Source organism: Arthrobacter sp. zg-Y820 (genome assembly GCF_030142155.1).
GTDB lineage: Bacteria > Actinomycetota > Actinomycetes > Actinomycetales > Micrococcaceae > Arthrobacter_B.
The window spans coordinates 61234-87797 of sequence record NZ_CP126247.1 but is presented as its reverse complement, the minus strand read 5'-3'; the positions used below and the strand labels follow the sequence as shown (position 1 = coordinate 87797).

Genomic DNA, 26564 nt, shown 5'->3' with positions numbered 1-26564 from the left:
TTACAGCCCCATCCGGGTCATCCACAGCGAAGGCGCGTGGATCTCCGCTTCGGTCGGAAGGTTCTCCGGGCCTTCCCAGACCCGGTTGAACCCCTCCATGCCGGCGCTGTCCACCACGGCCCGGACAAATTTTGAGCCGTCCTTGTACTGGCGCATTTTTGCGTCCAGTCCCAGGATCTGGCGGAAGAACCGGTCCAGCCAGCCGTGGCTCCTGCCGCGGTCGTTGAAGCGCTGCCGGATGGTCTTGACGCTGGGAACGATCTGGGCGTCGACGGCGTCCATCACTACGTTGGCATGGCCCTCGAGCAGGGACATCACTGCGGTCAGGTGGGACATCCGCTCCTTGTCCTCGGGGTCCTGCAGCAGGGACATGACGTCCATCGGACGCTTGGGAACGCCGTCGTCGCCGGTTCCGCCCGTCAGGGCCTCGCGCCCGGCCGGTGTTGCGAGCGTCCTGGCCGCCTGGCCCAGGCGTTCGGACAAGGTCTGGGCCTTGTCCATCAGGCCGTTTGTCAGCAGGCCGATCTGTTCCAGCATGTGGTCGCGCAGCCAGGGAGCGGCGGCGAACTGCACCCGGTGGGTCTGCTCGTGCAGGCACACCCACAGCCGGAAATCCGCAGGAACCACGTTCAGGTCGCGCTCCAGTGTGATGATGTTCGGCGCCACCAGCAGAAGCCTGCCGCCGGAGGGTCCGCCGGGTGTCTTCGCGGCGAAGGGATCGTACTGGCCGAGCACCTTTGAGGACAGGAAGGCCAGGACCGCGCCGAGCTGGGCGCCGGTGACGGTGCCGCTGAACGCGGTGTTGGCGTTTTTCAACTCTTCCGGGTGGGTGCTGGCCAAATGGTCGAGGGCCGGGGTCATGAGTACGGCAAAGCTGCGCGAATTGGCCTTGGCCCAGGAGGCACGGTCCACCACGAGCACCTCGGAATCCCGCAGGTCCCGGGCAGCCTCCAGCCCGGTGATGCGGTGGACATGCGCCACTGCCTCGTCGGCCAGGGTGCGCAGGTCCGCCACCGCTTCGCGGATCTCACGGGCAGACATCTTGGGACCCGCGGGCACCAGGGTGGCAGCCGTTCCGGCGGCCAGATCCCAGTTCACCAGATCGGGGGCGGCTGAGGAACGGTCCTGCTGATAGCTCTCCATCCGTCCATCAGACCACACGGCACCCGGAATTGGTGAGGGGTTCGCTGTACGCCAAACGCCGTCAGCGGCAGCCGCACCCGGCCAGAACGGTGGCTGCCGCATCCACGGCGGCGCGGGCCTGAGCCGTGTTGCCCTCCAGGCCGTTGGCGACGAAGGCAAAGGACAGCAGCCGGCCGTCGGCGTCAGTCACGAACCCGCTCAGCGACGTCACGGCAAACAGGGATCCGGTCTTTCCCCGGACGACGCCGGCGGGGGAAGGACCGGCGCCATCGGTGCCGCCGGTGCCTGTAGTGCCGGTCAACCGGGAGGAGAGGGTTCCGCTCAGCCCCGCCACCGGCAGGGAGTAGGGCAGTGCCCTCACGTCGTTTTTCGTGGAAGTCAGCGCCGCCTGCACCGTTGCGGCGAGCTGCCTCGCGGAGATTTCAGTTCCGCCGCCCAGTCCGGAGACGTCCGCCAGCACCAGGCCGCCGGTGTCCACTCCGAGCCGGGAAACCGCTGACAGCACGGCGGCTGTTCCACCCTCGAAAGTGGCTTCCCGGCCGGTGGCCTGCGCGCTCATCCGGGCCAGTGCCTCGGCCAGGTAGTTGTCGGAGCTGAGCAGCATCTGCTGCACCTGGTCGGCGACGGGAGCCGAAACCACGGAGGCCAGCCGGTCGGCGCCTTCCGCAGCGGCGCCGCGCTCAATGACCGGGTCGACGGTGAAACCGTACCCGGCGGCGGAGGTTTCCAGGGCGGCGGCGAAGGCGCTGGCAGCCGCGAGCGCGGCGTCCCCGGCCCGGGGCCCGGAGGAGACGCCTTCGGCGGCCCACGCCGAATTAATGGCCAGCGGATACAGTGCGGCCATTTCACCTGCCGCCACGTCCTCCCGGCTCCACGCCGGCGAAAGGGAGGCGCCGGTGAACAGCGTGTCGTCGAGCCGGATGCTCACGGTTCCCGACGTCCCGCGCTCCGCCAGCGCCGCGGCTGTTTCATCGGCGAGGGTCTGCAGCCCGGCGTGGCCCACGATCGCGTCGTCGTCCGATTCGCCTGCAGTGAGGAGAACGTCTCCGCCGCCTTTGAGGATGATCGTTCCCGGAGCGGTGCCGGCGTGGACGCCGGTTTCGAAGCGGGTGTCCGCCCCCAGGTCCGAGAGTGCGGCAGCCGCCGTCAGGAGTTTCAGGCTGGAGGCCGGCGTCACGGGGACATCGCCGTCCAGGTCGTAGAGGACCTCCCCCGTCAGTGCATCCTGGACGGCCCCGGAGAATTTTCCGCTTCCGTCGACCGCCAGCTCGGCGTCAAGCAGTGCCGCCAGCACCCGGGTGTCCGGCGCCGGAGCTTCCGAACCGGCCGGGACCGGGAACTCATCCCCGCCGGAGGCCAGGCGGACCGGACTTTGCTGGTAGGACGGCACCACAACCTGCCGGGCCGGCTGCTCGTGCCGGAGGGCGGCAAGCACCGGCGGTCCCGCGTACACGGCCAGCGGCAGCACAAGAACCGTCAGGACGAGGGTCAGCAGAAGGCCGGTAAACACCCGAGCCATCGCCTCACCGCTGCTTTCCGTTAGCCGCTTCTCCTGCCGGAAACAGGAATTGGGGACCAAGACATATATCTTTAAGACTAGACCGGCGCCGCCGCCCGCATGGACGCGGACACTTACGCGTCGCCGGTGCCTTTATCAGCCTACGTTCACGGCAGTGTTTTTCGTCGACGCCGCGTTCGTCAACCCGTTTTGTGGCGCCCCCGCGGCGTCACGCCAGAGGAGTATCCATGTCCATCACGCTCGACGTCACCATCGAGATCCCCAAGGGATCCCGGGTCAAGTACGAAATCGACCACGAAACCCACCGCCTGCGCCTGGACCGTATCCTCTTCACCTCCATGGCCTACCCCACGCACTACGGGTACTTCGAAAACACCCTCGGTGAGGACGGCGACCCGCTGGACGCACTGGTCATGCTGCAGGACTTCGACCTGATGCCCGGCGTGCTGGTGGAATCCCGTCCGATCGGCGTTTTCAACATGGTGGACGACGGCGGCGGAGACGCCAAGGTTCTCTGCGTTCCCGTGGACCCGCGCTTCGACCATATCCAGGACATCTCGGATGTCTCCGACTTCCTGCTCGACGAGATCAAGCACTTCTTCACGAAGTACAAGGACCTGGAGCCGGGCAAGTGGGTTGAGGCCGCTGACTGGGCCGGCCGCGAGGATGCCGAGGCCGAGGTCAAGGCCTCCCTGGAACGCTTCGAGGCGCTCGGCGAAGGCAGCGAAGAGGACGAGCCCCAGGGCCGCGACGTGGACGCGAACCCCATCAACGAGTAGCACTTTCCTGCCCGGCCGGCGCCCCTGCGGATGCCGGCCCGGCAAGCGCCCGACGGCGGCCGTCCCCTTTCCGGGGCGGCCGCCGTCGTCGTTGGTTCCGGTGGGAGGACCCGCACCGAGACGGGATGTGGCACGCCGCAGCAACCGAAAACGGTTGTCTGCACGTGGACTCTGGCATGCTGATCCCATGCATTACGTGCTGACCATCAACCAGCGGGACTCCCGCGAGTCCGGCGACCTCGTCCCGGATCTGATCCGCTCCCTCCGGCACCTGCCGGCAGCTGTCCCGTTCCAGCGCTCGGTCGGCGACGAGGCGCAGGGGGTGCTGGCCGACGCCCCGACGGCAGTGGAAGCGGCGCTCTCAGCCATCCGGCAGCGGCGCTGGAACGTCGGGATCGGCGTCGGCGAACTGCGCCCGCCCCTGCAGCAGAACATGCTGGACAACGACGGCTTCGGCCTGGTCTATGCCCGCCGCGCCGTGGACCGGGCACGGAAAACCGGCGAACGCATCCCGCTGGCGGTGGACGGCCCGGACGGGGACGTAGCGGCGGAAGCGCAGGCCGTGCTGCGCCTGCTGGGCCAGATCGTCGCGAGCCGGACCGACGCCGAGTGGAAGGTCCTGGACCTGATGACGCCGGGGGCGCGCGGCCAGCAGAAGTACGTGGCGGAAATCCTGGGCATCACCGCCCAAGCCGTCAGCAAGGCAGTGGTGCGTTCCCACTGGCAGGAGGAGTGGGCCACCCGGCCCGCCGCAGCACGCCTGCTGTCGCTCTGCTACGGCCCGGCGTCCCTGCCGCCCGCAGCACTGGGTACTGACGTACTGGCGTACTGACGCCGGGACGGCCTAGAGGCCGCGGAGAATCGTCGCGGCGCCGTCTTCGTAAACGGTGCCCGTGACTTCGGTGGCCGCTTCCAACACTTCCTGCGGAGCCTGGCCCATCGCCACGCCGCGGGCTGCCCAGCCCAGCATCTCGATGTCGTTTCGGCCGTCGCCCATGGCCAGCGTGTACTTCCGGTCGATGTCCAGGATGCTGCGCACCTTTTCCAGGGCACTGGCCTTGGTGACGCCCTCCGCGGCGATGTCCAGCCAGGCGGTCCAGCCCACGGAGTAGGTCACGCCGTGCAGGCCGATGGCCCGCACCGCTTCGCCGAACTCCTCGGCCGTTGAGTCGGTGCTGAACACCACCACGCGCACGGCCTCGGCGCTGCGAAGCCGCTCAAAATCCACAGCCAGCGCCTCAACGCCAAAACTGGCGTCCTGGAAGCGTTCGGTGGACAGGAAGTGCCCATGGGCATCCTCCAGGGCGAATTTTGCCGTGGGCAGCTTCACCCGAAGGGCATCAAGCGCCGGCGAAGGATCGAAGACCACCCGGTCCAGCACCTCGAACCCGTCCGGAAGCGAGGGGTCCACGCGCAGGGTCACGCCGCCGTTGGAGCAGACGCAGTAGCCCTTGGTGATGCCGATGTTCTCCAGGATGGGCAGGGCCGCACCGTAGGAGCGGCCGGTGGCAACCACCAGATGGTGCCCGGCAGCAACGGCGGCCTGGGCGGCCTTGCGGACACCGGCGGACATGTGCCCGTCGTGGTCCACGAGGGTGCCGTCGACATCCAGCGCTACCAGGTGGGGAGTGGAATTAGGGTCTTGCCGGTCTTCGATGCCGGCGCTCGTCAAAGTAGTCATCGACCAATTTCAACAGAAGGTGGCGGATCGCGAAAGGACGTGCCTCACATGTGCGCCGATTTCCGGCGCAACAGCCGGAGCTTTACAGCACCGGCAGGACTTCCAGGCCGCCCAGGTACGGCCGCAGGGCAGCCGGGACCGTGACGGACCCGTCCGGGTTCTGGTGGTGCTCAAGGATGGCCACGATCCACCGGGTGGTGGCGAGGGTTCCGTTGAGCGTGGCCACGGCACGGGTGCCCTTGCCCTCGCCGTCCTGGCGTTCGCGGATGTTCAGCCGGCGGGCCTGGAATGTGGTGCAGTTTGAGGTGGAGGTCAGCTCGCGGTAGGCATTCTGGGTGGGAACCCAGGCTTCGCAGTCGAACTTCCGGGCGGCGGACATGCCCAGGTCGCCCGCGGCGGTGTCAATCACCCGGTAGGGCAGCTCCACCTTGGCGAGCATTTCCTCTTCCCAGGCCAGGAGCCGCTGGTGCTCTGCGGCGGCGTCCTCCGGCTTGGTGTAGATGAACATTTCCACCTTGTTGAACTGGTGGACGCGGATGATTCCGCGGGTGTCCTTGCCGTGCGAGCCGGCTTCCCGGCGGTAGCAGGAGGACCAGCCGGCGTAGCGGACCGGCCCGCCGTTGAGGTCCAGGATTTCGTCGGCGTGGTAGCCGGCCAGCGGCACCTCGGACGTACCGACCAGGTAGAGGTCGTCGTCGGCGAGGCGGTAGATTTCGGCGTCGTGCGCCACGTCGAAACCGGTGCCCTGCATGGTCTCGGGGCGGACCAGGGTGGGGGTGATCATCGGAACAAACCCGGCCTGCACGGCCTGGTCCATGGCCATGTTCAGCAGCGCCAGTTCCAGGCGGGCACCAACGCCGCGCAGGAAATAGAAGCGGGAGCCGGAGACCTTGGCGCCGCGTTCCATGTCGATGGCGCCCAGGAGTTCGCCGATTTCCAAGTGGTCGCGGGGCGCGAAGCCCTCGGCCTCGAAGTCGCGGGGGGTGCCGACCGTCTTGAGGACCTCGAAGTCGTCCTCGCCGCCGGCGGGTGCGCCGTCCTGCACCAGGTTGGGAATCCGGCGCAGCAGCGCGTCGGACTCGGCCTGGGCGGCATCGGCTTCGGCGCCGGCAGCCTTGACCGCACCGGCAAGTTCCTTGACCTCAGCCAGGAGGGCCTGCTTTTCGTCGCCCTTGGCCTTGGCCACCCGCTTTCCGAAGGCATTCTGCTCGGCCCGCAGGTTCTCGAAGCGGGTTCGGGAATCCCGGCGCGCGGCGTCGGCAGCAATGATCGCGTCCACCAAGGACTCGTCCGCTTGGCGGGCGCGCTGGGAGGCTCGGAATTTTTCAGGGTTTTCGCGGAGCTCATTTACATCGATCACGCTTCAAGAGTACCCAAAACCCTGGCGGGCCCGGGCACCGGCCCGGGTTAGGGTGGGAACCACTATGCCCACACCCGAGATCCTCCTGCTTGCACTCCTGATAACCGTCCTGACGGCGGGTGTGGTTTGGGCGGCAGTCCGACGGCGGCGCCGGCTGGCTGCGGAACGCCCCGTCTTCAAACCGCTGGCCCCGGGGCACCAGAGAGTTGCCATGGTGCTCAACCCGGTCAAGGTCCAGGCCCCGGCGGCGCGGGTGCTGCTGGCTGAGGCGTGCGAGCTGGCCGGTTGGGATCCTCCCCTGATCCTCGAGACCACCAGGGAAAGCCCCGGCTGGGAACAGGCGCGGCATGCCCTGCAGCTGGGGGCCGACGTCGTGGTGGCGGCCGGCGGCGACGGCACCATCCGGGAAGTTGCCCGCGCCCTGGCCAACGCCCCGGCCGCGCTGGGGCTGCTGCCGCTGGGCACCGGCAATCTGCTGGCGCGGAACCTGGGCCTGCCGGTCGCGGATCTGCCGGCCTCGGTCCGCGCGGCGCTGCACGGCCAGGAACGCCGCATCGACATGGGCACCATGACGCTGGAGAATTCCGTCACCGGGCAGGGCAGCAGCAGCGCGTTCCTGGTGATGGGCGGCATCGGACTGGATGCCGAAGTGCTCGCGGCGACCCGCGACGACCTGAAAAAACGCGTCGGCTGGATGGCCTACAGCGAGGCCGGCGTGCGGCTGCTGCCCGGACGCCGGACGAAAATGAGCATCTCCGTGGACGGAGAACCTCCGCGGGTGCGCAAGGTGCGCAGCATCCTCTTTGCGAACATCGGGCGGCTTCCCGCCGGAATCGACTTCATTCCCGAAGCCCGCATGGACGACGGGCTGCTGGATGTGGTGGTCATGAGTCCGCGGGGCCTGGCCGGGTGGCTCTGGCTGGCGGGCAAGGTGGTCACCAAGTATCCGAAGGACATCCCCGTCATCGATCACCGCCGGGCCCGGACAGTGGAAATCCGGGTGGGGCAGCCAACCCGAACCCAGCTGGACGGTGATGTCACGGGGGCGGCCACGAGCGTTCGGGTCCAAGTGAATCCCCTGGCGCTGCTGGTCCGCGCGCCCGCACCGGAGCAGCAGCGGCCCCGCCCGTTCGGCAGCCGCAGCAAGGCGGAAGCAGGGCAGCCTTAATCAGGCGCCCTTTCCGCCGGCGGCCAACCCGGACGGGACCGGCAGGCGGGACTAGGAGTCCTGCGTGCCTTCGGCGTCCGTGTAGCCGCCTTCGTCCTTGCCGGACTTGCCGCCCTCGGCACCCTCGGCATCCGTGTACTCGCCTTCGTCGTCACGGTTGACTGACTTCGGAGAGGCCTGTTCGCGGATCAGCTGCTCTTCCTCGGCGAACCGGATGTCGTTGCCCTGGTCTCCGGCGTCACCGCGGTAGTTGTCGTCAGCTGTGGACTGTCCGCTGGGCTTGGGGTCGGTCAGCTGTTCTTCCTCATTGGGATATTCAGACATGTGCTTACCTTCCTGAACGTTGAGACAGGACCCGTTGGATCCTGTGCCGCGTGTGCGGAAACACCGCACTCTTACCATCAGCATACTTACGAACGGGGAAACGGGAAAAGCCGGCGGCGCAAACCCGTCAGGGGGTGAGCATCAGCCGGACGGCCGTTTCGGAGGCGGAGAACCCGCCCACGTCGATGACCTCGCCGCCGAAGAACCGGTCCACCACCCGCGGGTCGATGTAGGATTTCCGGGCCACGGCGGGGGTATTGCCGAGGTGTTCGGCCACTTTACGTGCCGTGGCGGCCGCGGCCTGCTGCTTGGCTTTCTGCGTGGACGCCGCCGGGAACGCCCGGGCCAGGTGCATCGCGGCCACCACCGTGGCCTGCCAGGTGCGGAAATCCTTGGCCGTGAAGTCCCCGCCGGTGACCTCCTTCAGGAAGGCGTTCAGCGAGGCGCCGGTGATGCTGTGCCATCCTCCGTCACCGTCCTGATAGGCCAGCGCGGTGTCGGGCTTCGGACGGGCGAGCATGGGCTCCAGGGCAGCCACCAGGTCCGGATCCGCAATCGAGGTGTGCCACTCCTGCCCGCTCTTACCCGGGAAATCGAACTTCACCTCGGCCCCCTGCACCGTGACGTGCTCCACGCGCAGCGTGGTGGTTCCGTAGGAGCCGTTGACCTCGGCATACCGCTCCCCGCCGATGCGCAGGGCTCCGGCGTCGACAATCCGCAGGGCCGCGGCATAAGCGCGCTGCGGACCGGCACCGTCGGTGCGCAGATGCTTGGTGATCAGGCGCCTGGCCGCCGGCAGGGCCTGGGCAAAGGCCAGGGACCGGTCAAACTTCTCCCGGTCCTTCAGTTCCCGCCAGTGCAGGTGGTAGATGTATTGCCGGCGACCGGCGGCATCCGTCCCGGTCGCCTGGATGTGACCGTTGGCATAAGGGCTTATCCAGACGTCCGTCCAGGCAGGAGGAATGGCCAGGGCGCGGATCCGCTCCAGGGTTTCCCGGTCTTTCAGTACGTCGCCGCGCAGCCCGCGGTAGCTGAAACCGCGCCCCCGGCGCAGCCGCGAATATCCCGGATGCTCACAGTTGCTCCGCCGCAGCCGCATGTTTTTCCCTTCGCGTTTTCCTGTTTCCGGTGCACCGGGCCTGTCCGACAGCAGGGTCGCACCGAAATGTCGCTGCGGAGAGATTAGCCGTCGAGCAGGCCCTGAAGCCAGCGGTCCGCCGAGCGGAAGGCCTCGTCGCTGGTGTGCTTTGGAATTTCGGGCTCGCGGTGGTCAGCCCGGGGGTAGGAGCCCAGGAACCGCAGGTTCGGGCTGATCCGGTGCAGGCCCTTCAGGGCGTCGGCCATCCGGGCATCATTGATGTGGCCGTCGGCGTCAATGCTGAAGAAGTAGTCGCCCAGGAACAGCCCGGTGGGCCGCGACTCAATCCGGCTCAGGTTCACCCCGCGGGCGGAAAACTGGTCCAGGATTTCCATCAGCGCACCGGGATGGTCCTCCGGCAGCGGCACCACGAGAGTGGTCTTGTCGGCCCCGGTGGGCGCCGGCAGGGCAGCGGGCCGGCTCAGGAGCACGAAGCGGGTCACGGCGTCGGCCACGTCGCCGATGTCGGTGCGGATCACGTTCAGGCCCAGCCGCTCCGCCACCAACGGCGAACAGATGGCGGCGTCGTACCCGGCCCCCGGGGAGAGGAGGCCCGTCGCTGCGGCCGCGGTCGACGACGCGGGGAGATATTCCGCCTGCGGAATGTTTATTTCCGCCCAGTTCCGGCATTGGGCCCAGGCATGGGAGTGCGTGGAGACGGTGGTGATGCCGGCCAGGTCCAGTCCGGGCCGTGCGGCCAGGACGAAGGTGATGGGAACCAGGATTTCGCGCCGGATGCGCAGCGCATCGCCGGCCGAAATGGCGTCCAGGGTGGCACTGACGCCGCCCTCCACCGAGTTTTCAATGGGCACCACTGCAGCATCGGCGCGGCCGCTGCGGACCATTTCCAAGGCGGTGTTCACGCTGGTGGCGGGAATGCGCTCCGACGCATCCGCACCCGGAACCTGCAGCAGGGCGGCCTCCGTGAAGGTGCCCTCGGGGCCCAAATAGGTGTAAATCAGGCCCTCGGTTTCGCTGCCGGCACCGGTGCTGGGCGAAGCACTCATACGACCGTGGGGTCCTGCCCGTTGTCGGAGACCATGGGCTTTCCGGCTTCCAGCCACGCACCCATGCCGCCGGTGACATTCACAGCCGAGTAGCCGTGGGATTCCAGCCAGGCAGTGGCTCGCGCGCTGCGGCCGCCGGACCGGCAGATGACGGCGAGATCCTGGTCCGGGTCCAGGTCATTGAGGCGTTCGGGCAGGGAGTCGAGAGGAATGTGGAGGGCGCCGTCGATGTGCCCCGCTTCCCATTCGTAGTCCTCCCGAACGTCCAGAATCTTGGCATCGCTGCTGATCTCGCCTACTGATACGTTTTCCATTTTCCGGTTCCTGTCTTTGCATGTGCGGCGGCCCCGGGCCTCTTCGGGCTCCGGCGGCACGCCGGAACACCGGACCGGGTGTCAACTTCCTCCCAGCCTATAGTGGGAGCCCAGTCCGGAAAATAATCCGCCGTCCCGGAGGTCACATGTCCGCTCCGCCGCTTCCCGGTCCGACTTCACCGTCGACTGAGCCCACTGCCCTGCAGTGGCGGGACCGCCTCGCCTCGGGTGAAGTCAGCGCCCGCGAGGTGACCGGCTATTTCCTCCGGCGCATCGAGGAACGAAATCCGGCACTGGGCGCCTTCCTGCTGCCCACTCCGGAACCCGCCCTGCGGGAGGCGGCGGCGGCCGATGAACGATTTGCCCGCGGCGAGCCCCTGGGGCTGCTTCACGGCATGCCGCTGGCCCACAAGGATCTGACCGATGTTGCCGGAATACCCACCACGCTGGGCACCGCCGCCCTGGAACCGTATGTTCCGGCCGAGGACGGCCCCCTCCCCGCCGTCCTGCGCGGCGCCGGGGCCATCAGCCTGGGCAAGACCCAGGTTCCGGAGTTCGGGCTCAGCAGCTACAGCGAGAATTTCATCGGCGCTCCGGCCCGGAACCCCCTGGACCCGATGCGAAGCCCGGGCGGCTCCAGCGGCGGCAGCGCCGCGGCCGTGGCAGCGGGCATGATTCCATTCGCGCCGGGCACTGACGGCGGCGGATCGGTGCGCATTCCGGCCGCGGCCACCGGACTGGTGGGCTTGAAACCGAACCGCGGGCGGGTGCCGGCCGGAGGTGGCCAGAACGACCTGGGCCAGTTTGTGGTGGCCGGACCCCTGGCGCGCAACGCCGCGGATGCGGGGCTGCTGCTGGACGCCATGGTCGCCGGCCCCAACCATCATGCGACGTCGGCCGCGCCCTTCGAGGGCAGCTTCCTGGCCGCGGCCCAGCGGGCCGCAGGGCGTTTCCGGATCGGAGTGAGCACCCTCTCGCCGTTCTCCTCGCGCCTGGAGATCGTCCTGGATCCCGAGGCGGTGCAGGCACTCACCACCGGCATCCGCGCGCTCACCGCAGCCGGCCATGACGTGGTTGACGCCGAACTCAGCTACGACGAGCGCTATCCGGAGGCTTTCCAGACGGTGTGGACGGCCTCGCTCGCCACCTTGGTCCTGCCCGAGGGCGCCGAGCGGAGGCTGACACCGCTCACGGCGGCGGTCCGCCGTCGGGCCCTGCAGCGTTCGGCCGGGGAGCTGGCGTCGGCGCTGGATGTCCTGCGCCGCTTCGAAGAGGACACCATCCGCGCCTACAGCGCCTATGACATGATCCTCACTCCGGCGCTGGGCCAAACTCCGCGCCCGGTGGGCTGGTACTGGGAAAACCCGCCCGAAGCCGGATTTCCGGACGAAGAGGCACTGGGCTTGGAGGACTACGCCCGGCAGTGCCGCTACTCGCCCTTCACATCGATGGTCAATGTGTGCGGACTCCCGGCCATCTCCGTACCGACCCTGAGAACGCCGGACGGCCTGTCCATGGGCATTCAACTGATCGGACGGCCCGGCGCAGAGGCCCAGCTGTTGGCCGTCGCCGCGCAGTTGGAATCCTAAAACGCGTATACTAGTCCATGAGTTCCCCGCACCCCGCCTGAGGTCGCCATGGATGCCGTAACAGTGTGCCGTAGAACCAATTTGCCGGTGATGTTTCTCACTGCCCAGCAGGCTCCTGAAGCGATAGCGCGGAGAATTCCGCCCCGAGGCCGCCCCGCGCACACATATGCCGATGCGAACATGTTCGGGTGAGTTCTAATCCCAGCACCTCAGCCGCCCCGTCGGCCCGAAAGTCCTTCTTTGGCCATCCCCGCATGTTGGCGAACCTCTTCAGCGTCGAGCTGTGGGAACGGTTCTCCTTCTACGGCATGCAGGGCATCCTGCTGTACTACATGTACTACTCAGTCGCCGACGGCGGCCTGGGTATCGACATGGCCGTCGCCACCGGACTTGTCGGCGCCTACGGCGGTGGCGTTTACCTGTCCACCATTCTCGGTGCCTGGGTTGCGGACCGCCTGCTGGGCTCGGAACGTGTCCTGTTCTACTCGGCGATCATCATCGTGCTGGGCCACATCTCCCTGGCCGTGCTTCCGGGCGCGGCGGGACTGGCCGCCGGCCTGATCCTGATCGCCCTCGGTTCCGGCGGCCTGAAGGCCAACGCAACCTCGCTTGTTGGCACCCTCTACACAGAGACGGATGAGCGCCGCGACGCCGGGTTCTCCATCTTCTACATGGGCATCAACCTCGGCGCCCTCGTCGGCCCCATCCTGACCGGCCTCGTCCAGAACAAGTTCGGCTTCCACTTCGGCTTCGGCCTGGCCGCCGTCGGCATGGTCATCGGCCTGACCCAGTACGCCCTGACCCGCAAGCACCTGCCCGAGGCCGCCCATCTGGTCAGCAACCCGCTGCCGCGCCCGCTGTTCACCAAGGTGATCGCCGGAACGGTGGCCGCGCTCGTGCTGATCGTCCTGGCCGTGTTCTTCGGCCTGCTGACCGCGGAAAACCTGGCTCCGGTCATGGCCACCCTGGCCATCCTGGCGTCCATTGGCTACTTCGTGGTGATCCTGACGAGCAAGAAGGTCAACAGGATTGAGCGCCGCCGCGTCTACTCCTTCATTCCGATGTTCGTGGCCAGCGCCGCCTTCTGGGCCCTGTTCCAGCAGCAGTTCACCGTGGTGGCCATCTACGCCGACTCCTCGCTGGACCGCACCCTGTTCGGCTGGGAAATGCCGCCCAGCTTCGTGCAGTCCATCAACCCCGTGTTCATCATCATTTTCGCCGCGGTCTTCGCTGCACTCTGGACCAAGCTGGGCGACAAGCAGCCGTCTTCCCCGCTGAAGTTCGCCATGGGCCTGGCCGTCATGGGCCTGGCGTTCCTCGCCTTCATCCCGTTCTCCGGCGGCGCCCCGAACAGCACGCCGCTGCTGGCCCTGGCCGGCATCCTGCTGCTGTTCACGTTTGCCGAGCTGTTCCTGTCCCCGATCGGCCTGTCAGTGGCGACCAAGCTGGCGCCGGCTGTCTTCCGGACCCAGATGGTGGCCCTGTTCTTCCTGTCCGTCTCCTTGGGCACCACCATGGCCGGCTGGCTGGCACAGTTCTACGACCCGGCCACCGAGGTCAGCTACTTCGCGTTCAGCGGCATCACCGCCATCGTCCTGGGCGCCGCCCTGGTCGTGGCTACGCCCGCCATCAAGAAGCTGATGAGCGGCGTGCGCTAAGCACTACGCCAAGCCTTTCCAGGCTTCTCCAACGACGACGACGGCTTCCCGCCGTCGTCGTCGTTGGTTAAGCCGCGATGCAGGCTGTCCGCCGGAACCGCTGGATCCGCCGTTCCCCGAGTGGTACTACTGAAATCGCAGGCCTGATGATGGTGGAGGGCGGGACTCCCGCTTCCGCAGAAGGAGGACACGCCATGGCAGAGGACAAGAGCAAGGGCACCGGCAAGGATCCCAACGAGGGTACTGAAAATCCCGCGGAGGCACTGGTGGAGTCCGGGGCTGACGTCATTCCCGACGGCACGGGGGATCCCAATAAAACCGATCACCGGGTGGAGGTCCACGCGAGTATTTCCGAAGGATCGAATTCGAACAGCAAGACGTCCGGCCGCACCGGTTCCGAACCGGAGGGCCGGAAGGCCTAAGCGGGCGGCCACCTTAGCTGCCTTCTGCCACATCCGCGGGCGGCCGATCTGCCACCGGCGGCTTTTGTTTGGCATGCTTAGGGGTATGTCTACCCGAGCTGGCACAGTTGCCCAACCCTCCGACCTTGTGAACCTGACGGCACTCCTGGATGCCTACTACGACGTCACGCCGGACATGCAGGACCCCGCGCAGCGGGTCGTCTTCGGCACGTCGGGTCACCGCGGCTCGTCCCTGAACGGGGCCTTCAACGAACCGCACATCGCCGCCATCACGCAGGCGATTGTTGAGTACCGCACCGGACAGGGCATCACCGGTCCGCTGTTCATGGGCAAGGACACCCACGCCCTGTCGGAGCCGGCGCAGAACACCGCCCTGGAGGTTCTCGCCGGCAACGGCGTGAACGTGCTGATCGATTCCCGCAACGGCTTCACGCCCACTCCGGCGCTGAGCCACGCGATCCTGAAGCACAACACCGGCCGCACCGAGGAGGCCGACGGCATCATCATCACGCCCTCGCACAATCCTCCGGCAGACGGCGGTTTCAAGTACAACCCGCCCACCGGCGGCCCCGCCGGTTCCGAGGCCACCAATTGGATCGCCAACCGCGCCAATGAACTGCTGGAGGACGGGCTGCGCGGCGTGCGGCGCATTCCGCTCGGCGAGGCGCGGCTGGCCGACTCGGTGGGCACCTACGACTTCCTGCAGAACTACGTCGAGGACCTTCCGTCGGTCCTGAACCTGGACGCGATCCGCGAATCCGGCCTGCACATCGGCGCCGATCCCCTGGGCGGCGCCTCCGTGGACTACTGGGGTGCCATCGCGGAGATGCACCAGCTGAACCTGAGCGTGGTCAACCCCAACGTGGACCCGCAGTGGGCGTTCATGACCCTGGACTGGGACGAGAAGATCCGCATGGACTGCTCCTCCCCCGATGCGATGGCCTCGCTGATCTCGCGCGCCAACGAATATGACATTGCCACCGGCAATGACGCCGACGCCGACCGCCACGGGATTGTCACGCCCGACGCCGGGCTGATGAACCCCAACCACTACCTCGCCGTCGCCATCGACTACCTCTACCGGAACCGCTCCGGCTGGCCGAAGGACGCGGTGGTGGGAAAGACCTTGGTGTCCTCCTCGATGATCGACCGCGTGACCGGCGATCTGGGCCGAACCCTGATGGAGGTCCCGGTGGGCTTCAAGTGGTTTGTTCCGGGACTGCTCTCCGGTGAAGCGGCCTTCGGCGGCGAAGAATCCGCCGGCGCGTCCTTCCTGCGCCTGGACGGCAAGGCCTGGACCACCGACAAGGACGGCATCCTGCTGGCCCTGCTGGCCTCGGAGATCACCGCGGTGACGGGCAAGACGCCGTCACAGCGGTACCGGGAGCTGACCGCAAAGTTCGGCGATCCCGAGTACGCCCGCGTGGACGCCCCGGCCAGCCGCGAGCAGAAGGCGGCGCTGGCGAAGCTCTCGCCCTCGGACGTCACCGCCACCACCCTGGCCGGCGAGGACATCACGGCGCGCCTGACCGAGGCGCCGGGCAACGGCGCACCCATCGGCGGCCTGAAGGTCACCACCGAGAATGCCTGGTTTGCCGCCCGCCCCTCGGGCACCGAGGACGTGTACAAGATCTACGCCGAATCCTTCAAGGGCGTGGAACACCTGCGCACCGTCCAGGCCGAGGCCAAGGCCATTGTGGACGGCGTCATTTCCTAGCCCCAATCTCTCCCTAGTCCCCGCCGGGTCAGGCGGGGTCGGGGGGGGGCAGCGGCGGATTAGAGCAGGCGGCGCAGCAAACGCCGCTTGAGCCCGTTGTACGGCGGATAGGCCACCCGCAGCGTGTCCAGCGCGGTGCCCTTGGTGAACACCGGACGCAGCTGGCTGAACGTGTCGAACGAGAACTTGCCGTGATAGGCGCCGGTGCCGCTGGCGCCGGCGCCGCCGAACGGCAGGCCGGGCACGGCCAGCTGCACCGTGCTCACGTTGTGGTTCACGCTGCCGGCCCGCACCCCGCGTTCAAAGGCCTTCCGGGCCGCTGCCGAGTGCGTGTACAGGTAGGACGCCAGCGGCACCGGACGGGCGTTGATGAACGCCATGGCCTCATCGAGGTCCTTCACGGTCAGCACGGGCAGGATGGGACCAAAAATCTCTTCCTGCATCACCGGAGAGTCCGGGGAAACATCGGTCAGGATGGTCGGCTCCAGGTACAGCGAGTTCCGGTCGCCGCGTCCTCCGGCCAGCACGGTTCCGCTCTCCAGCAGACCGTGCAGCCGGTCCCAGTGCTGTTCGTTGATGATCCGGCCCAGGTCCGGGCTCCGCGCCGGATCCTTCCCGAACAGCTCGGCGACCGCTCGGACCAGGTGCTTGCGCAGCTTGGGTGCCGCCGCCTCGGTGACGAGCACGTAATCCGGCGCCACGCAGGTCTGTCCGGCATTCAGCAGCTTCCCGTACACCAGCCGGCGGGCGATGGCGGCGAAATTGCCGTCCAGCACGACGGCGGGCGACTTCCCGCCCAGTTCCAGCGTGACCGGAGTCAGGTATTTGGCGGCGGCCTGCAGCACCACCCGGCCCACCCGTTCCCCGCCGGTGAAAAAGATGGAGTCGAAGCGCTCGGCCAGCAGCGCGGTGCTGGCTTCCTGCCCGCCCTGGATGACGACGACGGCGTCCGGGTCCAGGTACTGCGGCAGCAGTTCCGCCATTGTCGCCGAGGTGGCGGGAGCCAGCTCCGAGGGCTTCAGCACCGCGGCGTTGCCGGCCGCCAGGGCGCCGATCAGCGGAGCCAGCAGCAGCTGCACGGGATAGTTCCACGGTGCGATGACCAGCACCACGCCCAGCGGCTGCGGCTCGGTCTTGGCTGAGGCGGGCAGCAGGCCCAGCGGCACCGGAACGCGGGTGCTGCGGGTCCACTGCGCCAGGTGCTTCAGCGTGTATTCGGCCTCGGCGCGGGTGATGGAGATTTCGGTCAGGTAGCCCTCGAGCGGGTTCTTGCCGAGGTCCCGGGCCAGGGCGGCGCCGAACTCAGCCTCGCGCTCGGTCAGCATCCGGATCAGGCCCTGAAGCTGGGCCCGCCGCCAGGACAGCGGACGGGTCCGGCCCGAGTCGTAGGTCCGGCGCACCGCTGCCACCGCGGAGCTGATCTGCCGCTCCGGGAGGGTTTCGCTGACCTCTGCCAGGGCTCCGGCGCTCATCGGTGGCTCTCCGGAGAGCCGGCGCCGGCGGGAGCGCCTGCCGGTGCCGCCGCCGGCGGAGCTTCGGGGCGGCCGGTGAAGTGGTCCATGGACTGGTACACCTTGAACACGCGTCCGGCCACCACGTCCCACAGCGGCTGCGGCAGCAGCCCGCGCAGGGCGCTGCCCAGCGGCACCGTCCACGGCAGCTGGATCCGGGCCTTGCCCTCCATCAGGGCAGCCCACGCCCGGTCCACCACATACTGCGGTTCCATCAGCGGCGTCATCAGCGGGCCGCGGGCCCCGGCAAACATGCCGGTTTTGATGTAGCTCGGAATCAGGGTGGTGACCTGAATGTGCCCGTTGCCGGCTTCATTGAGTTCCAGCCGCAGCGAATCGCTCCAACCGATCACTGCCCACTTGGAGGCGGCGTAAACGCTCATCTTCGGCACTGACAGGGTGCCCGACGCCGAAGCGACGTTCAGGATCCGCACCGGCGTGCGGCGGGCGATCATCTGCGGCAGGAACGCCCGGGTGATCTGCATCGGCGCCACCGCATTCACCTGCATCACGGCGTCAATGTCCGCCGCCGTGTGCTCCCAGAAGTACTTTCCGCGCACGATCCCGGCATTGTTGATCAGGACATCGGGAACCCCCACCTCTGCCAGAACCCGTTCGGCGGCCGCGGCCACCTCCGGCTGGGAGCTGACGTCCAGGGCAAAGGAATGGACAGCACTGCCGCCCGGCTCCCGCAGCTCCGCCGCCGCGGCCTCCAGGGCATCGGTGTTGCGGTCCCACAGGACCACGTGCGCGGCGCCGTCGCGCACGGCCCGTTCGGCGTACAGCCGCCCCATGCCCATGGCCGCGCCGGTGATGAGTACCGTGCGGCCCGAAACTGATATGCCCATGCTGATCCGTCCATTCGCGGGTGACGCCGGTGTCCGCCCCCGAGTTGTTCCCGGTAAGTGCTTCGCCTGCAACGTAACATCTTGGACATCGATGCCCGGTACTATTCTGCACGAACCCTCCGTTGGTCTTTGAAAGGCACATCCATGAGCAAATTCGGTACCGCCTGGACCATTCACGGTGACGGCAAGACGATTAAACCCGGCGAATACGTGGCCCCCGGCGAACGGCTCAGCTGGCCGCGCACCATCGGCATCGGCGCCCAGCACGTCGTGGCCATGTTCGGAGCCACCTTCCTGGTTCCGCTGCTGACGGGTTTTCCGCCCGCCACCACACTGTTGTTCTCGGGCATCGGCACCATCCTGTTCCTGATCATCACGGCCGGACGGGTGCCCAGTTACCTCGGCTCCAGCTTCGCGTTCATCGCACCCATTGCGGCGGCCACCAGCCAGCACGGTCCCGGCGGAGCGCTCGGCGGGATCATCATGGCCGGGGCGGCGCTGTTCCTCATCGGCCTGGCCGTCCAGGTGGCGGGCACAAAGTGGATCCAGATCCTGATGCCCCCGGTGGTGACCGGCACCATCGTGGCCCTGATCGGACTGAACTTGGCCGGCACCGCCCGCACCAACTTTGAGGCGGGCCCGGTCACCGCCGTCGTCACCGTGCTGGTGATCCTGCTGTCCTCAGTCCTGTTCAAGGGCTTCCTGGGCCGGCTCTCGATCCTGATCGGCGTGGTCGCCGGCTACATCACGGCGATGCTGCGGGGCGAGGTGGACTTCGCGGTGATCGGCGACGCCGCCTGGTTCGGGCTGCCCGAGTTCATGTCCCCGACGTTCCACTTCTCAGTGATCGGCCTCTTCGTGCCGGTGGTCCTGGTCCTGGTGGCCGAGAACATCGGCCATGTGAAGTCAGTCGCCGCCATGACCGGGCGTGATCTTGATCCCTATGCCGGCCGCGCGCTGATGGCCGACGGCCTCGCCACCGTGCTGGCCGGATCCGGCGGCGGTTCCGCGACCACCACCTACGCGGAAAACATCGGCGTCATGGCCGCCTCCCGGGTGTACTCCACGGCCGCCTACTGGGTTGCCGGACTTGTGGCCATCCTGCTGAGCCTGTTTCCGAAGTTCGGCGCGATGATCGCGACCGTTCCGGAAGGCGTGCTGGGCGGCGCCGGCGTCATCCTGTACGGCATGATCGGCATGCTGGGCGTGCGCATCTGGGTGGACAACCGGGTGAACTTCTCCAACCCGATCAACCTCTCCACGGCCGGCCTGGGCCTGATCATCGCCATCGCCAACTTCACCTGGGTGGTGGCCGGGCTGGAGTTCGGCGGCATCGCGCTCGGCACCGGAGCCACCCTGCTGGCCTTCCACGGCATGCAGGCGATCGCGCGCTGGCGGGGCACCGATCCCGACGATCCGCAGGAGGACCGGGGAGCGAGGCCGAGCCGGCTGGGCTAGGCCCCGCCGGCTCGGCCCCGCGGTTACGGGCGGGCCCCGCGGTTACGGGCGGGGCCTAAGCACCCTCGAGGGCCTGCACGGTGGCCCGGGTCAGCCAGCGCCGGGCGGAGGTCATCGCGTCCTGCGGGTCCGACACCAGGTCCAGCAGGCTCACGGCCGCCACCACGCCGTATTCCGCCAGCACCTGCGGCGGCAGCGTGATCCGCCCGGCCAGGGCCACCACCGGGATGCCGGCGTCCCGCGCACGCTCGGCCACCGACAGCGGAGCCTTGCCGTACCGGGACTGCTCGTCAAGGGAGCCTTCGCCGGTCAGCACCAGGTCCGCCTTCTCGAGGGCGGCTTCCAGCCCGGTGAGCCGGGAAATCACGTCGAAGCCGCTTTCCAGGGAGGCCTCGGTAAACGCCAGGAACGCCGACGGGAAGCCGCCGGCCGCGCCGGCGCCGGCGGTATCGACGTCCACGCCGGTCACCTCCCGCAGCAGTGCGGCCCACCGGACCAGGGCCTCGTCCAGCAGCAGGCGCGCCGAGGCGTCGGCCCCCTTCTGTTCCCCAAACACGTGCGCCGCCCCCTCCGGGCCGGTCAGCGGGTTGGTGACGTCGGCAGCGATGCGGACCCGGACACCCGGCAACCGGCCGTCCAGCCCGGACACGTCGATCGCCGCCGCCAGGGACAGCCCGGCCCCGCCCGGCGGCACCGGATTTCCGGCGGCATCCAGGATCCGCAGGCCCAGGGCGGTGAGCGCTCCGGAGCCGCCGTCGGTCATGGCCGAGCCGCCGATGCCGAGCACGATTTCAGTGGCACCCGCGTCCAGGGCCTCCCGGATCAGTTCACCGCTGCCGTAGCTCGACGCCGCGAGCGAGGACTGCACTGAGGGATCCACCAGCATCAGCCCGGAGGCCCGGGCAGTTTCGATCACGGCGGTGCTTCCGGTCATCGCCCACAGGGCCGTGACATAGCCGCCCAGCGGCCCGCGCACGCTCGCGGTGTGCTCCTGCGCGCCGGCGGCCAGCGCCGCTTCCAGGGTGCCTTCACCGCCGTCGGCCACCGGAACGAGCATCACGTCGGCTTCCGGATAGACGGCAAGCACGCCTTCGGCCATCGCTGCGGCGGCTTCAACCGCCGAAAGGGAACCTTTGAACTTGTCCGGGGCTATGAGAACGCGCATGCACCAATACTGCCAGCCCGGAGGCCGATCCGGCGGCTCTGGGCCGGCCGGTCAGGGCTTTGCCTGCTCCGAGCGGCGCTGCGGCCAGACCCCCCGGCGGGACAGGACATCGGCCAGCAGGTCGGCCCGGTCCGACACCAGGCCGTCCACCCCCAGGTCCAGCAGCCGCTCCATGTCGGCGGGGTCGTTGACCGTCCAGACATGGACCTGCAGGCCGGCCCGGTGGCACCGGCTCACGAACCGCCGCGTGACGATCCGCAGGGGGCCCTGCCGCTCCGGAACCTGCAGGCACTGGTACCGTCCCAGCTTGGCCAGCACGCCCGCCAGGCCAAGCGGCGCGAGCAGCACGGTCAGGGCCGTGAACGGTGCGCCGGCGGAGCTGGCGGCCGGCCGGGCCAGCCGGCGCAGGGAGGCGAGCCGCCGGCGGTCCGAAAACGAGGTCACCAGCACCCGGTCGTGGGCGGCATGCTTGTCCAGCAGCCGCGCCAGTTCGGCAGCTCCTGCGGCGTCCTTGACGTCCACGTTCAGGCGCGCTTCGGGCAACTGCGTCAGCAGCTCCTCGACGGTGGGGATTTCCTCGGTTCCCCCCACGCGGGCACGCCGGACCTCGCGCAGGCTGAGCCTGCCCACGGGTCCGCCGGCGCCGGCAACCCGGTCCAGCGACGCGTCGTGGAAGGCCAGGAGTACGCCGTCGCGGGTGGTGCGCACGTCAGTCTCCAAATAGCCGAAGCCCAGCGCGGCGGCGGCGCGGAACGCCACCAGGGTGTTTTCGCGGCCTTCCCGGGAGAACCCGCGGTGGGCAAGCCCCAGTGGCGGCGGAGAGTCAAAGTAGGGATATCTCACCTGCGTACTTTATCCGCAGGAGCCCCGGCACCGGCACCGGACATCCTCATCCCGCGGGCCCGGTCCTAGACTGGCAGCACCCGGAGCCGCTGCTGCGGCGCGGGAGGGGCGATGCGGTGCGGAGGTACCCGGTTTGGCGACAGACTCCCGAGCAGAAGGACCGGCCGGAAGAAGCCCGACGCCGCACGGACCGGCGGCCGGGCTGCCCTGCGGGCTGGCGGATTGGCTGCGCGGGACCGCCCGCCGGGCACGGCGGGCTCCGGCAACGCTGGCCTTCCTGGCGGTCTTTTGGATGGCGGGTGCTGCAAGCTCGAGCCTGGTGTCCGGTCCCGATGCACCCCTCGCCGCCTGGGTCGTGCTCTCCGCGGAATCACTTCCCGAACACTGGCCGGCACTGCTGCTCTCGGGCCTTTGGGCCGCCGGCCTGCCCGGATACCTTGCCGGCACCCTTCTGATCCTGCTGGTCGGCCTGCCGTGCGAGCGCCTGATGGGCTCCGCACGGTTCGCCGCAGCTGCCGTCTGGGCGCAGCTCGCCGGCGCACTGCTGGCCATTGGGTTCACCCACGCAGCCAATGCCTTGCCCGGCGAATGGTCACGGGCGCTGGAGTCGGAGTCCTTTGTCGGCCCGGTGGCCTTCGTCTGCGGCGTTGCCGCCGCGGCCAGTGCCCGGTTCTCCACCCTCTGGCGCCGCCGCCTGCGCGTGGGCCTCTTCACGCTGCTGGTGCTCCTGGCCCTGTACGGGGGCTCGTTCCACAGCATCACGGTGCTCGGAGCCGCGGTCGCCGGGGCGCTGGCCGGGCCGCTTTTGGCTGGGCGCCGGCCGGCATTTCCGGACCGGATCGTCACCAGCCGGCGCGAAGCCCGCGTCCTGGTGGCGCTGGTGGTGGCGGCTTCCGCAGCGGGACCGGTCATTTCCGCGCTCAGTTCCCAGGCGGTGGGGCCGCTGGCGGTCCTGCGGTTCCTGAATACCGACATTGAGCTCGTCGATCCGCAGGCCCTTGCCGCGCTGTGCAGCGATCCGGCGCAAAGCGCTGACTGCACGGAGGCGCGGCTGCAACTGCGCGCAGGGCCGGCGGGGTTCTTCCTGGCCACGCTGCCGCAGGTCCTGCTGATTGTTTTTGCCGACGGGCTGCGGCGGGGCCGCCGTTTTGCCTGGTGGTGCGCCGTTCTCCTGCAGGGTCTGATGACGCTGCTGGCCGCAGTCCGCGCGGCCCGGTACCTCCGCGGAGACACCCCCGGCCGGATTGAGCTGGGAGCGGCGCAAAACGCACTGGTGCTGATCCTGCCCGTGCTGGTGCCGCTGGCTGTCTTCGTCCTGCTCTGCGTCACCCGCCGCCTGTTCACTGTCTCGGCGCCACCGGGCCTGTACCGCCGGCTGTCCGCCTGGGCGTCCGGGGCAGCGGTACTGCTCGGCGCCGCGTACGTCCTGGGCGGACTGGCACTCCGGAACTCCTTCACTCCGCAGGCCACCGCCCGGGCACTTCTCACCGGTTTGCCCGAACGGTTCCTGCCCGTCCTGGAACTCGAACTCCCGGCGTCGGCTCCCGGACCGCTGCCCCTCACGGTGCCGGCGGACCTGCTCTATGAAGGCGTCGGGCTGGCGTTCTGGGTGTTTACGTGTGTCCTGCTGCTGCGGTCCTTCCTGGAGCCGCCCTACCTCCGCGGCTCCGCAGACATCGTCCGGGCCCGCGCCCTGCTGAAGACCCACGGCGGCGGAACCATGGCCTGGATGACCCTGTGGCCCGGGAACACCTACTGGTTCTCGCCCGGCGGAAACTCGTATGTGGCCTTCCGGTCCACCCCCGGCGTTGCACTAACCGTTGGCCCGCCCGTCGGACCGCATCCGGAGCTGCGCCGGACGATCGAGGATTTCTCGGCCTTCTGCACTTCCAACGGAACAGCTGCCTGCTTCTACTCCGTGACCTCGGAAGTGGAAGGCATCACCTCCGGCATGGGGTTCTCCCGGCTGCAGGTCGCCGAGGAAACCATTCTGCCGCTGGGAAACCTGAAATTTCGGGGCAAAAAGTTCCAGGACCTCCGGACCGCCCTGAACCACGCCCGCAAGGCCGGCATCGAAGCGCGCTGGATCAGCTATCCGACGGCACCGCTGGCAGTGCTGGACCAGCTGCACGCCATCTCCGAAGAGTGGGCGGCGGACAAACAGATGCCGGAAATGGGCTTCACGCTGGGCGGGCTGGACGAGCTGGACGATTCCGAGGTCCGGTGCCTGATCGCCGTCGACGGCGACGGCACCGTCCATGCGGTGACCTCCTGGCTGCCGATCTACCGGGACGGCCGCGTCATCGGCTGGACCCTGGACTTCATGCGCCGGCGCGGCGCCGGCTTCAAGCCGGCCATGGACTTCCTCATTGCCTCCGCCGCAAGCCTGCTGCAGGCGGAAGGGTATGAACTGCTGAGCCTCTCCGGAGCACCGCTGGCCCGCGCCGCACGGCCCGGGCCCCGGAACGGGAACGGAGCCGGTAACGGAACTGCGAGCGGAGCCGCGGAGAGGGCGGACCCGGCGGCGGGCGACTCAAGCCTTCTGGATTCCGTCCTGGACCTGCTCGGAACGACCCTGGAACCGGTCTACGGCTTCCGCTCCCTGCTGGCGTTCAAGGCCAAGTTCCAGCCCCGTTACGTTCCCCTGTACCTGACGTACCGTGATCCGGCCTCCCTGCCCGCCATTGGGAACGCCGTCGCACGGGCCTATCTGCCGCGGCTTTCCGTGGCCCAGGGGCTCACCCTCGTGCGGCACATTGTGGACAGCTCACGGTGAACTCACTGTCGCTGATCAGCGGGGCATTTCCCGTTGGGCTAGGAGTCCTGGGCGCGCTGTCACTGCTGTGGCTGGTTTGGGGCGGACGCCGGCAGGTGCTGGTGGTGGTGCCGGCGGCCGCTGCATTCGCTGCCCTGCTGACTTTGATCCTGTATGTCCTGGCCGAGACCGTTTTTCATTGGTGGAACGCCTCACTGCCGCGCCTGCTGTATGTATATGCCTGTGCTGGCATACTTGCGATAATCCTTGCGGCGGCGCGGCTGAGGGACGCCCGGGCCGTCCGGATGCGGCTCCTGACACTCGTTGCCGCAGCACTGGTCATGGCGGCGGTCGCCGGCGCCACGAATGCAGCCTACGGACAGTATCCGACCCTCGGTTCGCTGCTGTTTCCGCCGGCGGTGGAGACCTCGGACCTGCCCGAACGCAGTCCGGACGCCGCCGCCGGGCGTCCGGATACCACCGAGGCCAACTGGGTGCCGCCGGAGGACATGCCCGCCGGCGGCAGGGTCTATTCGGCCGACATACCGGGCACGGTTTCCGACTATGCCGCCAATCCGGCGCTCCTCTACCTGCCTCCCGCCTATCTGGCGACGCCTCCTGCCGTGAATCTGCCCGTGCTGGTGCTGATCCACGGCCAGCCCGGGGGCCCGTCCGACTGGCTGATCGGCGGACAGCTGCTTGAGGCCATGGACACTTTCGCCGCAGCGCATTCCGGATTGGCCCCAGTGGTGATCATGCCTGACGCATCGAACGCCAACAACAAGAACTGGCCGCTCTGTCTGGATTCCACGATCAGCTCCTCAGCCACCTACCTGGCCGTGGATCTTCCGGCCTGGGTGCAGCAGCATCTGGCCTCCGGGCTGCGGGGCGGGCCGCAGTGGGCCGTTGCCGGCTATTCCTACGGCGGAACCTGCGCCCTGCAGCTGGCGACGAATTTTCCCGCCGCCTACCCCACCTTCATCGACATTGCCGGTGAAGCGGAGCCCAGCATTCCGCAGGGCCGTGACGCCCTGGTCCAGACCTACTTCGGCGGGAACACCGCCGCCTTCACCGCCCAAAATCCCCTGGACCTGCTGCAGCACCGGACCTTTCCGGATTCCGCCGGGATCGTGGTCGTGGGCGCTGACGATTCCGTGTACGCCCCGCAGGGGCGGTCGGTCTCTGCCGCCGCCCGTGCCGCCGGCATGGACGTCACCCTTCAGGAGGTGCCCGGCGCCCATTCCTGGCATGTCTGGAAGGCGGGCCTGGTGGACAATCTGGACTGGCTCGGCCACCGGTTGGGCATACTGGTTCCATGACCCGCAACAGTTCCGAACCCCGCCCGCACGACTCCCGGCCCGAGCCGGAGCCGCGGGAGCCGATGCAGCAGACGAAGCCGAAGCCGGGGATTCCGGGCTGGCTCGCTGCGGTTTTCCAACGACTGGTCCTCTGGACATCGCCCCACGCCGCTCTGCTGATCACCCTGGCGGTGGGACTGATCCCGGCGCTCCTGCTGACCCTGGGATCGGCCGAGGTCTATGAGTCGGTGAGTGACTCCGACGGCGTGGCCCAACTCGACCAGCCGGTCCTGGATGCGGCCCTGACACTGCGCTCCCCGGAAGTCGACAGTGCGGTGACGGCCTTCACCAACCTGGCCGGCACCGTCGGCATGCCCATCCTGGCGAGCACGGCCATGGTGATCATGGCGCTGAAGTGGCGGTCCTGGACCCCGGTGCTGCTGATAGCTGCCGCTGCCGCCGGATCCCTGCTGATGACGGTGGCGGGCAAGGACCTGGTGGGCCGCGTCCGGCCGCCGCTGACGGAAGCCGTGCCGCCGTTTGAGCATTCGGCGTCGTTTCCCAGCGGCCATTCGCTGAACGCCGTGGTCATTGCCGGAGTGGTGGCCTATCTGATCGTGCTGCACCTGCACAGCCGCGGCGCCAAGGTGCTCACCGTGCTCCTGGCGGCCGGCTTCTCAATAGCCGTGGGGCTGAGCCGCGTGTTCCTGGGCCACCACTGGTTCACCGATGTGCTGGTGGCCTGGACGCTGGGACTGGCCTGGCTGGCGGTGGTCATCACCGCGCACCGGCTGCTGCACTCCCGGCGGATGTCCCGATCCGAAGCCGCAGCGGGCGCCTAACCCCGCTGCTTGGCAACTGAACCCC

23 protein-coding genes are annotated in these 26564 nt (G+C 68.4%); 11 read left to right on the top strand and 12 right to left on the bottom strand.

Annotation, left to right across the window (positions count from 1 at the left end; all coding sequences use genetic code 11):
• Together QNO08_RS00410 and dacB are read right to left on the bottom strand one after the other, a co-directional pair.
• Positions 1-1143, bottom strand: a complete 1143-nt coding sequence (locus tag QNO08_RS00410) for an Rv3626c family coenzyme F420 biosynthesis-associated protein (protein ID WP_229966551.1) — start codon at positions 1141-1143, stop codon at positions 1-3.
• Between the two features lie 61 nt (positions 1144-1204).
• Positions 1205-2662, bottom strand: coding sequence for a D-alanyl-D-alanine carboxypeptidase/D-alanyl-D-alanine endopeptidase (gene dacB, locus QNO08_RS00405; protein ID WP_284155624.1), 1458 nt, complete (start codon positions 2660-2662; stop codon positions 1205-1207).
• Positions 2663-2889: 227 nt separating this feature from the next.
• Here dacB and QNO08_RS00400 point away from each other — a divergent pair, with 227 nt between their 5' ends.
• Positions 2890-3441 (top strand): inorganic diphosphatase, encoded by a 552-nt coding sequence (locus tag QNO08_RS00400; RefSeq protein ID WP_231712770.1) that lies wholly within the window; start codon positions 2890-2892, stop codon positions 3439-3441.
• Between the two features lie 187 nt (positions 3442-3628).
• Positions 3629-4273, top strand: a complete 645-nt coding sequence (locus QNO08_RS00395; protein WP_229966549.1) for a SatD family protein — start codon at positions 3629-3631, stop codon at positions 4271-4273.
• Between the two features lie 12 nt (positions 4274-4285).
• On the opposite strand, the gene QNO08_RS00390 is transcribed toward QNO08_RS00395, so the two are convergent.
• On the bottom strand, positions 4286-5122 hold the full coding sequence (locus QNO08_RS00390) for an HAD family hydrolase (RefSeq protein ID WP_229966548.1): 837 nt from the start codon (positions 5120-5122) through the stop codon (positions 4286-4288).
• Positions 5123-5204: 82 nt separating this feature from the next.
• Positions 5205-6482 (bottom strand): serine--tRNA ligase, encoded by a 1278-nt coding sequence (gene serS, locus QNO08_RS00385; RefSeq protein WP_229966547.1) that lies wholly within the window; start codon positions 6480-6482, stop codon positions 5205-5207.
• Positions 6483-6546: 64 nt separating this feature from the next.
• On the opposite strand from serS, the gene QNO08_RS00380 reads away from it, so the two are divergent.
• Positions 6547-7650 carry a diacylglycerol/lipid kinase family protein gene (locus tag QNO08_RS00380; protein WP_229966546.1) on the top strand — a complete coding sequence of 368 codons (1104 nt, stop codon included), beginning with the start codon at positions 6547-6549 and terminating at the stop codon, positions 7648-7650.
• A 51-nt stretch (positions 7651-7701) separates the two neighbouring features.
• On the opposite strand, the gene QNO08_RS00375 is transcribed toward QNO08_RS00380, so the two are convergent.
• The 4 genes from QNO08_RS00375 to QNO08_RS00360 form a co-directional block, all read right to left on the bottom strand.
• Positions 7702-7974: a hypothetical protein gene (locus QNO08_RS00375; RefSeq protein ID WP_229966545.1), complete on the bottom strand. Its 273-nt coding sequence runs from the start codon at positions 7972-7974 to the stop codon at positions 7702-7704.
• Between the two features lie 127 nt (positions 7975-8101).
• Positions 8102-9073: a DNA topoisomerase IB gene (locus QNO08_RS00370; RefSeq protein ID WP_229966544.1), complete on the bottom strand. Its 972-nt coding sequence runs from the start codon at positions 9071-9073 to the stop codon at positions 8102-8104.
• A gap of 83 nt (positions 9074-9156) precedes the next feature.
• Entirely contained in the window at positions 9157-10119 is a 963-nt protein-coding gene (gene pheA, locus QNO08_RS00365; RefSeq protein ID WP_229966543.1) for a prephenate dehydratase, read from the bottom strand.
• On the bottom strand, positions 10116-10433 hold the full coding sequence (locus QNO08_RS00360; protein WP_229966542.1) for a rhodanese-like domain-containing protein: 318 nt from the start codon (positions 10431-10433) through the stop codon (positions 10116-10118). The genes pheA and QNO08_RS00360 overlap by 4 nt, the downstream gene beginning before the upstream one ends.
• Positions 10434-10579: 146 nt before the next feature.
• Here QNO08_RS00360 and QNO08_RS00355 point away from each other — a divergent pair, with 146 nt between their 5' ends.
• From QNO08_RS00355 to pgm, 4 genes are all read left to right on the top strand, one after another.
• Positions 10580-12022, top strand: coding sequence for an amidase (locus tag QNO08_RS00355; RefSeq protein WP_229966541.1), 1443 nt, complete (start codon positions 10580-10582; stop codon positions 12020-12022).
• 188 nt (positions 12023-12210) lie between these two features.
• On the top strand, positions 12211-13680 hold the full coding sequence (locus tag QNO08_RS00350; protein ID WP_284015847.1) for a peptide MFS transporter: 1470 nt from the start codon (positions 12211-12213) through the stop codon (positions 13678-13680).
• A gap of 194 nt (positions 13681-13874) precedes the next feature.
• Complete coding sequence (locus QNO08_RS00345) at positions 13875-14102, top strand: hypothetical protein (protein WP_229966540.1); 228 nt, start codon at positions 13875-13877, stop codon at positions 14100-14102.
• Positions 14103-14187: 85 nt separating this feature from the next.
• Positions 14188-15819, top strand: a complete 1632-nt coding sequence (pgm, locus tag QNO08_RS00340; RefSeq protein ID WP_229966539.1) for a phosphoglucomutase (alpha-D-glucose-1,6-bisphosphate-dependent) — start codon at positions 14188-14190, stop codon at positions 15817-15819.
• A gap of 59 nt (positions 15820-15878) precedes the next feature.
• On the opposite strand, the gene QNO08_RS00335 is transcribed toward pgm, so the two are convergent.
• Entirely contained in the window at positions 15879-17291 is a 1413-nt protein-coding gene (locus QNO08_RS00335) for an aldehyde dehydrogenase family protein (RefSeq protein WP_229966538.1), read from the bottom strand.
• Complete coding sequence (locus tag QNO08_RS00330; protein ID WP_229966537.1) at positions 17288-18178, bottom strand: SDR family NAD(P)-dependent oxidoreductase; 891 nt, start codon at positions 18176-18178, stop codon at positions 17288-17290. The genes QNO08_RS00335 and QNO08_RS00330 overlap by 4 nt, the downstream gene beginning before the upstream one ends.
• 144 nt (positions 18179-18322) lie before the next feature.
• On the opposite strand from QNO08_RS00330, the gene QNO08_RS00325 reads away from it, so the two are divergent.
• Entirely contained in the window at positions 18323-19636 is a 1314-nt protein-coding gene (locus tag QNO08_RS00325; RefSeq protein ID WP_229966536.1) for a uracil-xanthine permease family protein, read from the top strand.
• A gap of 55 nt (positions 19637-19691) precedes the next feature.
• Here QNO08_RS00325 and QNO08_RS00320 read toward each other — a convergent pair whose 3' ends face one another.
• On the bottom strand, positions 19692-20801 hold the full coding sequence (locus QNO08_RS00320; protein WP_229966535.1) for a glycerate kinase: 1110 nt from the start codon (positions 20799-20801) through the stop codon (positions 19692-19694).
• A 51-nt stretch (positions 20802-20852) separates the two neighbouring features.
• A complete protein-coding gene (locus tag QNO08_RS00315) occupies positions 20853-21644 on the bottom strand; it encodes a glycerophosphodiester phosphodiesterase family protein (RefSeq protein ID WP_229966534.1) in 792 nt (263 codons plus the stop codon).
• 133 nt (positions 21645-21777) lie between these two features.
• On the opposite strand from QNO08_RS00315, the gene QNO08_RS00310 reads away from it, so the two are divergent.
• Genes QNO08_RS00310 through QNO08_RS00300 form a run of 3 tightly spaced genes read left to right on the top strand, consistent with a single transcriptional unit; the run spans position 21778 to position 26539 of the window.
• Entirely contained in the window at positions 21778-24420 is a 2643-nt protein-coding gene (locus QNO08_RS00310; protein ID WP_229966533.1) for a bifunctional lysylphosphatidylglycerol flippase/synthetase MprF, read from the top strand.
• Positions 24417-25718 (top strand): alpha/beta hydrolase, encoded by a 1302-nt coding sequence (locus QNO08_RS00305; protein ID WP_229966532.1) that lies wholly within the window; start codon positions 24417-24419, stop codon positions 25716-25718. Before QNO08_RS00310 ends, QNO08_RS00305 begins: the two co-directional genes overlap by 4 nt.
• Entirely contained in the window at positions 25715-26539 is an 825-nt protein-coding gene (locus QNO08_RS00300) for a phosphatase PAP2 family protein (protein ID WP_229966531.1), read from the top strand. The genes QNO08_RS00305 and QNO08_RS00300 overlap by 4 nt, the downstream gene beginning before the upstream one ends.
• The last annotated feature ends 25 nt before the right edge of the window (positions 26540-26564 follow it).

Coding starts and splice junctions, on each gene's coding strand:
- QNO08_RS00410 (WP_229966551.1), bottom strand. CDS start 1,143: ATGGAGAGCTATCAGCAGGACCGTTCCTCAGCCGCCCCCGATCTGGTG.
- dacB (WP_284155624.1), bottom strand. CDS start 2,662: ATGGCTCGGGTGTTTACCGGCCTTCTGCTGACCCTCGTCCTGACGGTT.
- QNO08_RS00400 (WP_231712770.1), top strand. CDS start 2,890: ATGTCCATCACGCTCGACGTCACCATCGAGATCCCCAAGGGATCCCGG.
- QNO08_RS00395 (WP_229966549.1), top strand. CDS start 3,629: ATGCATTACGTGCTGACCATCAACCAGCGGGACTCCCGCGAGTCCGGC.
- QNO08_RS00390 (WP_229966548.1), bottom strand. CDS start 5,122: ATGACTACTTTGACGAGCGCCGGCATCGAAGACCGGCAAGACCCTAAT.
- QNO08_RS00380 (WP_229966546.1), top strand. CDS start 6,547: ATGCCCACACCCGAGATCCTCCTGCTTGCACTCCTGATAACCGTCCTG.
- QNO08_RS00375 (WP_229966545.1), bottom strand. CDS start 7,974: ATGTCTGAATATCCCAATGAGGAAGAACAGCTGACCGACCCCAAGCCC.
- QNO08_RS00370 (WP_229966544.1), bottom strand. CDS start 9,073: ATGCGGCTGCGGCGGAGCAACTGTGAGCATCCGGGATATTCGCGGCTG.
- pheA (WP_229966543.1), bottom strand. CDS start 10,119: ATGAGTGCTTCGCCCAGCACCGGTGCCGGCAGCGAAACCGAGGGCCTG.
- QNO08_RS00360 (WP_229966542.1), bottom strand. CDS start 10,433: ATGGAAAACGTATCAGTAGGCGAGATCAGCAGCGATGCCAAGATTCTG.
- QNO08_RS00355 (WP_229966541.1), top strand. CDS start 10,580: ATGTCCGCTCCGCCGCTTCCCGGTCCGACTTCACCGTCGACTGAGCCC.
- QNO08_RS00345 (WP_229966540.1), top strand. CDS start 13,875: ATGGCAGAGGACAAGAGCAAGGGCACCGGCAAGGATCCCAACGAGGGT.
- pgm (WP_229966539.1), top strand. CDS start 14,188: ATGTCTACCCGAGCTGGCACAGTTGCCCAACCCTCCGACCTTGTGAAC.
- QNO08_RS00335 (WP_229966538.1), bottom strand. CDS start 17,291: ATGAGCGCCGGAGCCCTGGCAGAGGTCAGCGAAACCCTCCCGGAGCGG.
- QNO08_RS00330 (WP_229966537.1), bottom strand. CDS start 18,178: ATGGGCATATCAGTTTCGGGCCGCACGGTACTCATCACCGGCGCGGCC.
- QNO08_RS00325 (WP_229966536.1), top strand. CDS start 18,323: ATGAGCAAATTCGGTACCGCCTGGACCATTCACGGTGACGGCAAGACG.
- QNO08_RS00320 (WP_229966535.1), bottom strand. CDS start 20,801: ATGCGCGTTCTCATAGCCCCGGACAAGTTCAAAGGTTCCCTTTCGGCG.
- QNO08_RS00300 (WP_229966531.1), top strand. CDS start 25,715: ATGACCCGCAACAGTTCCGAACCCCGCCCGCACGACTCCCGGCCCGAG.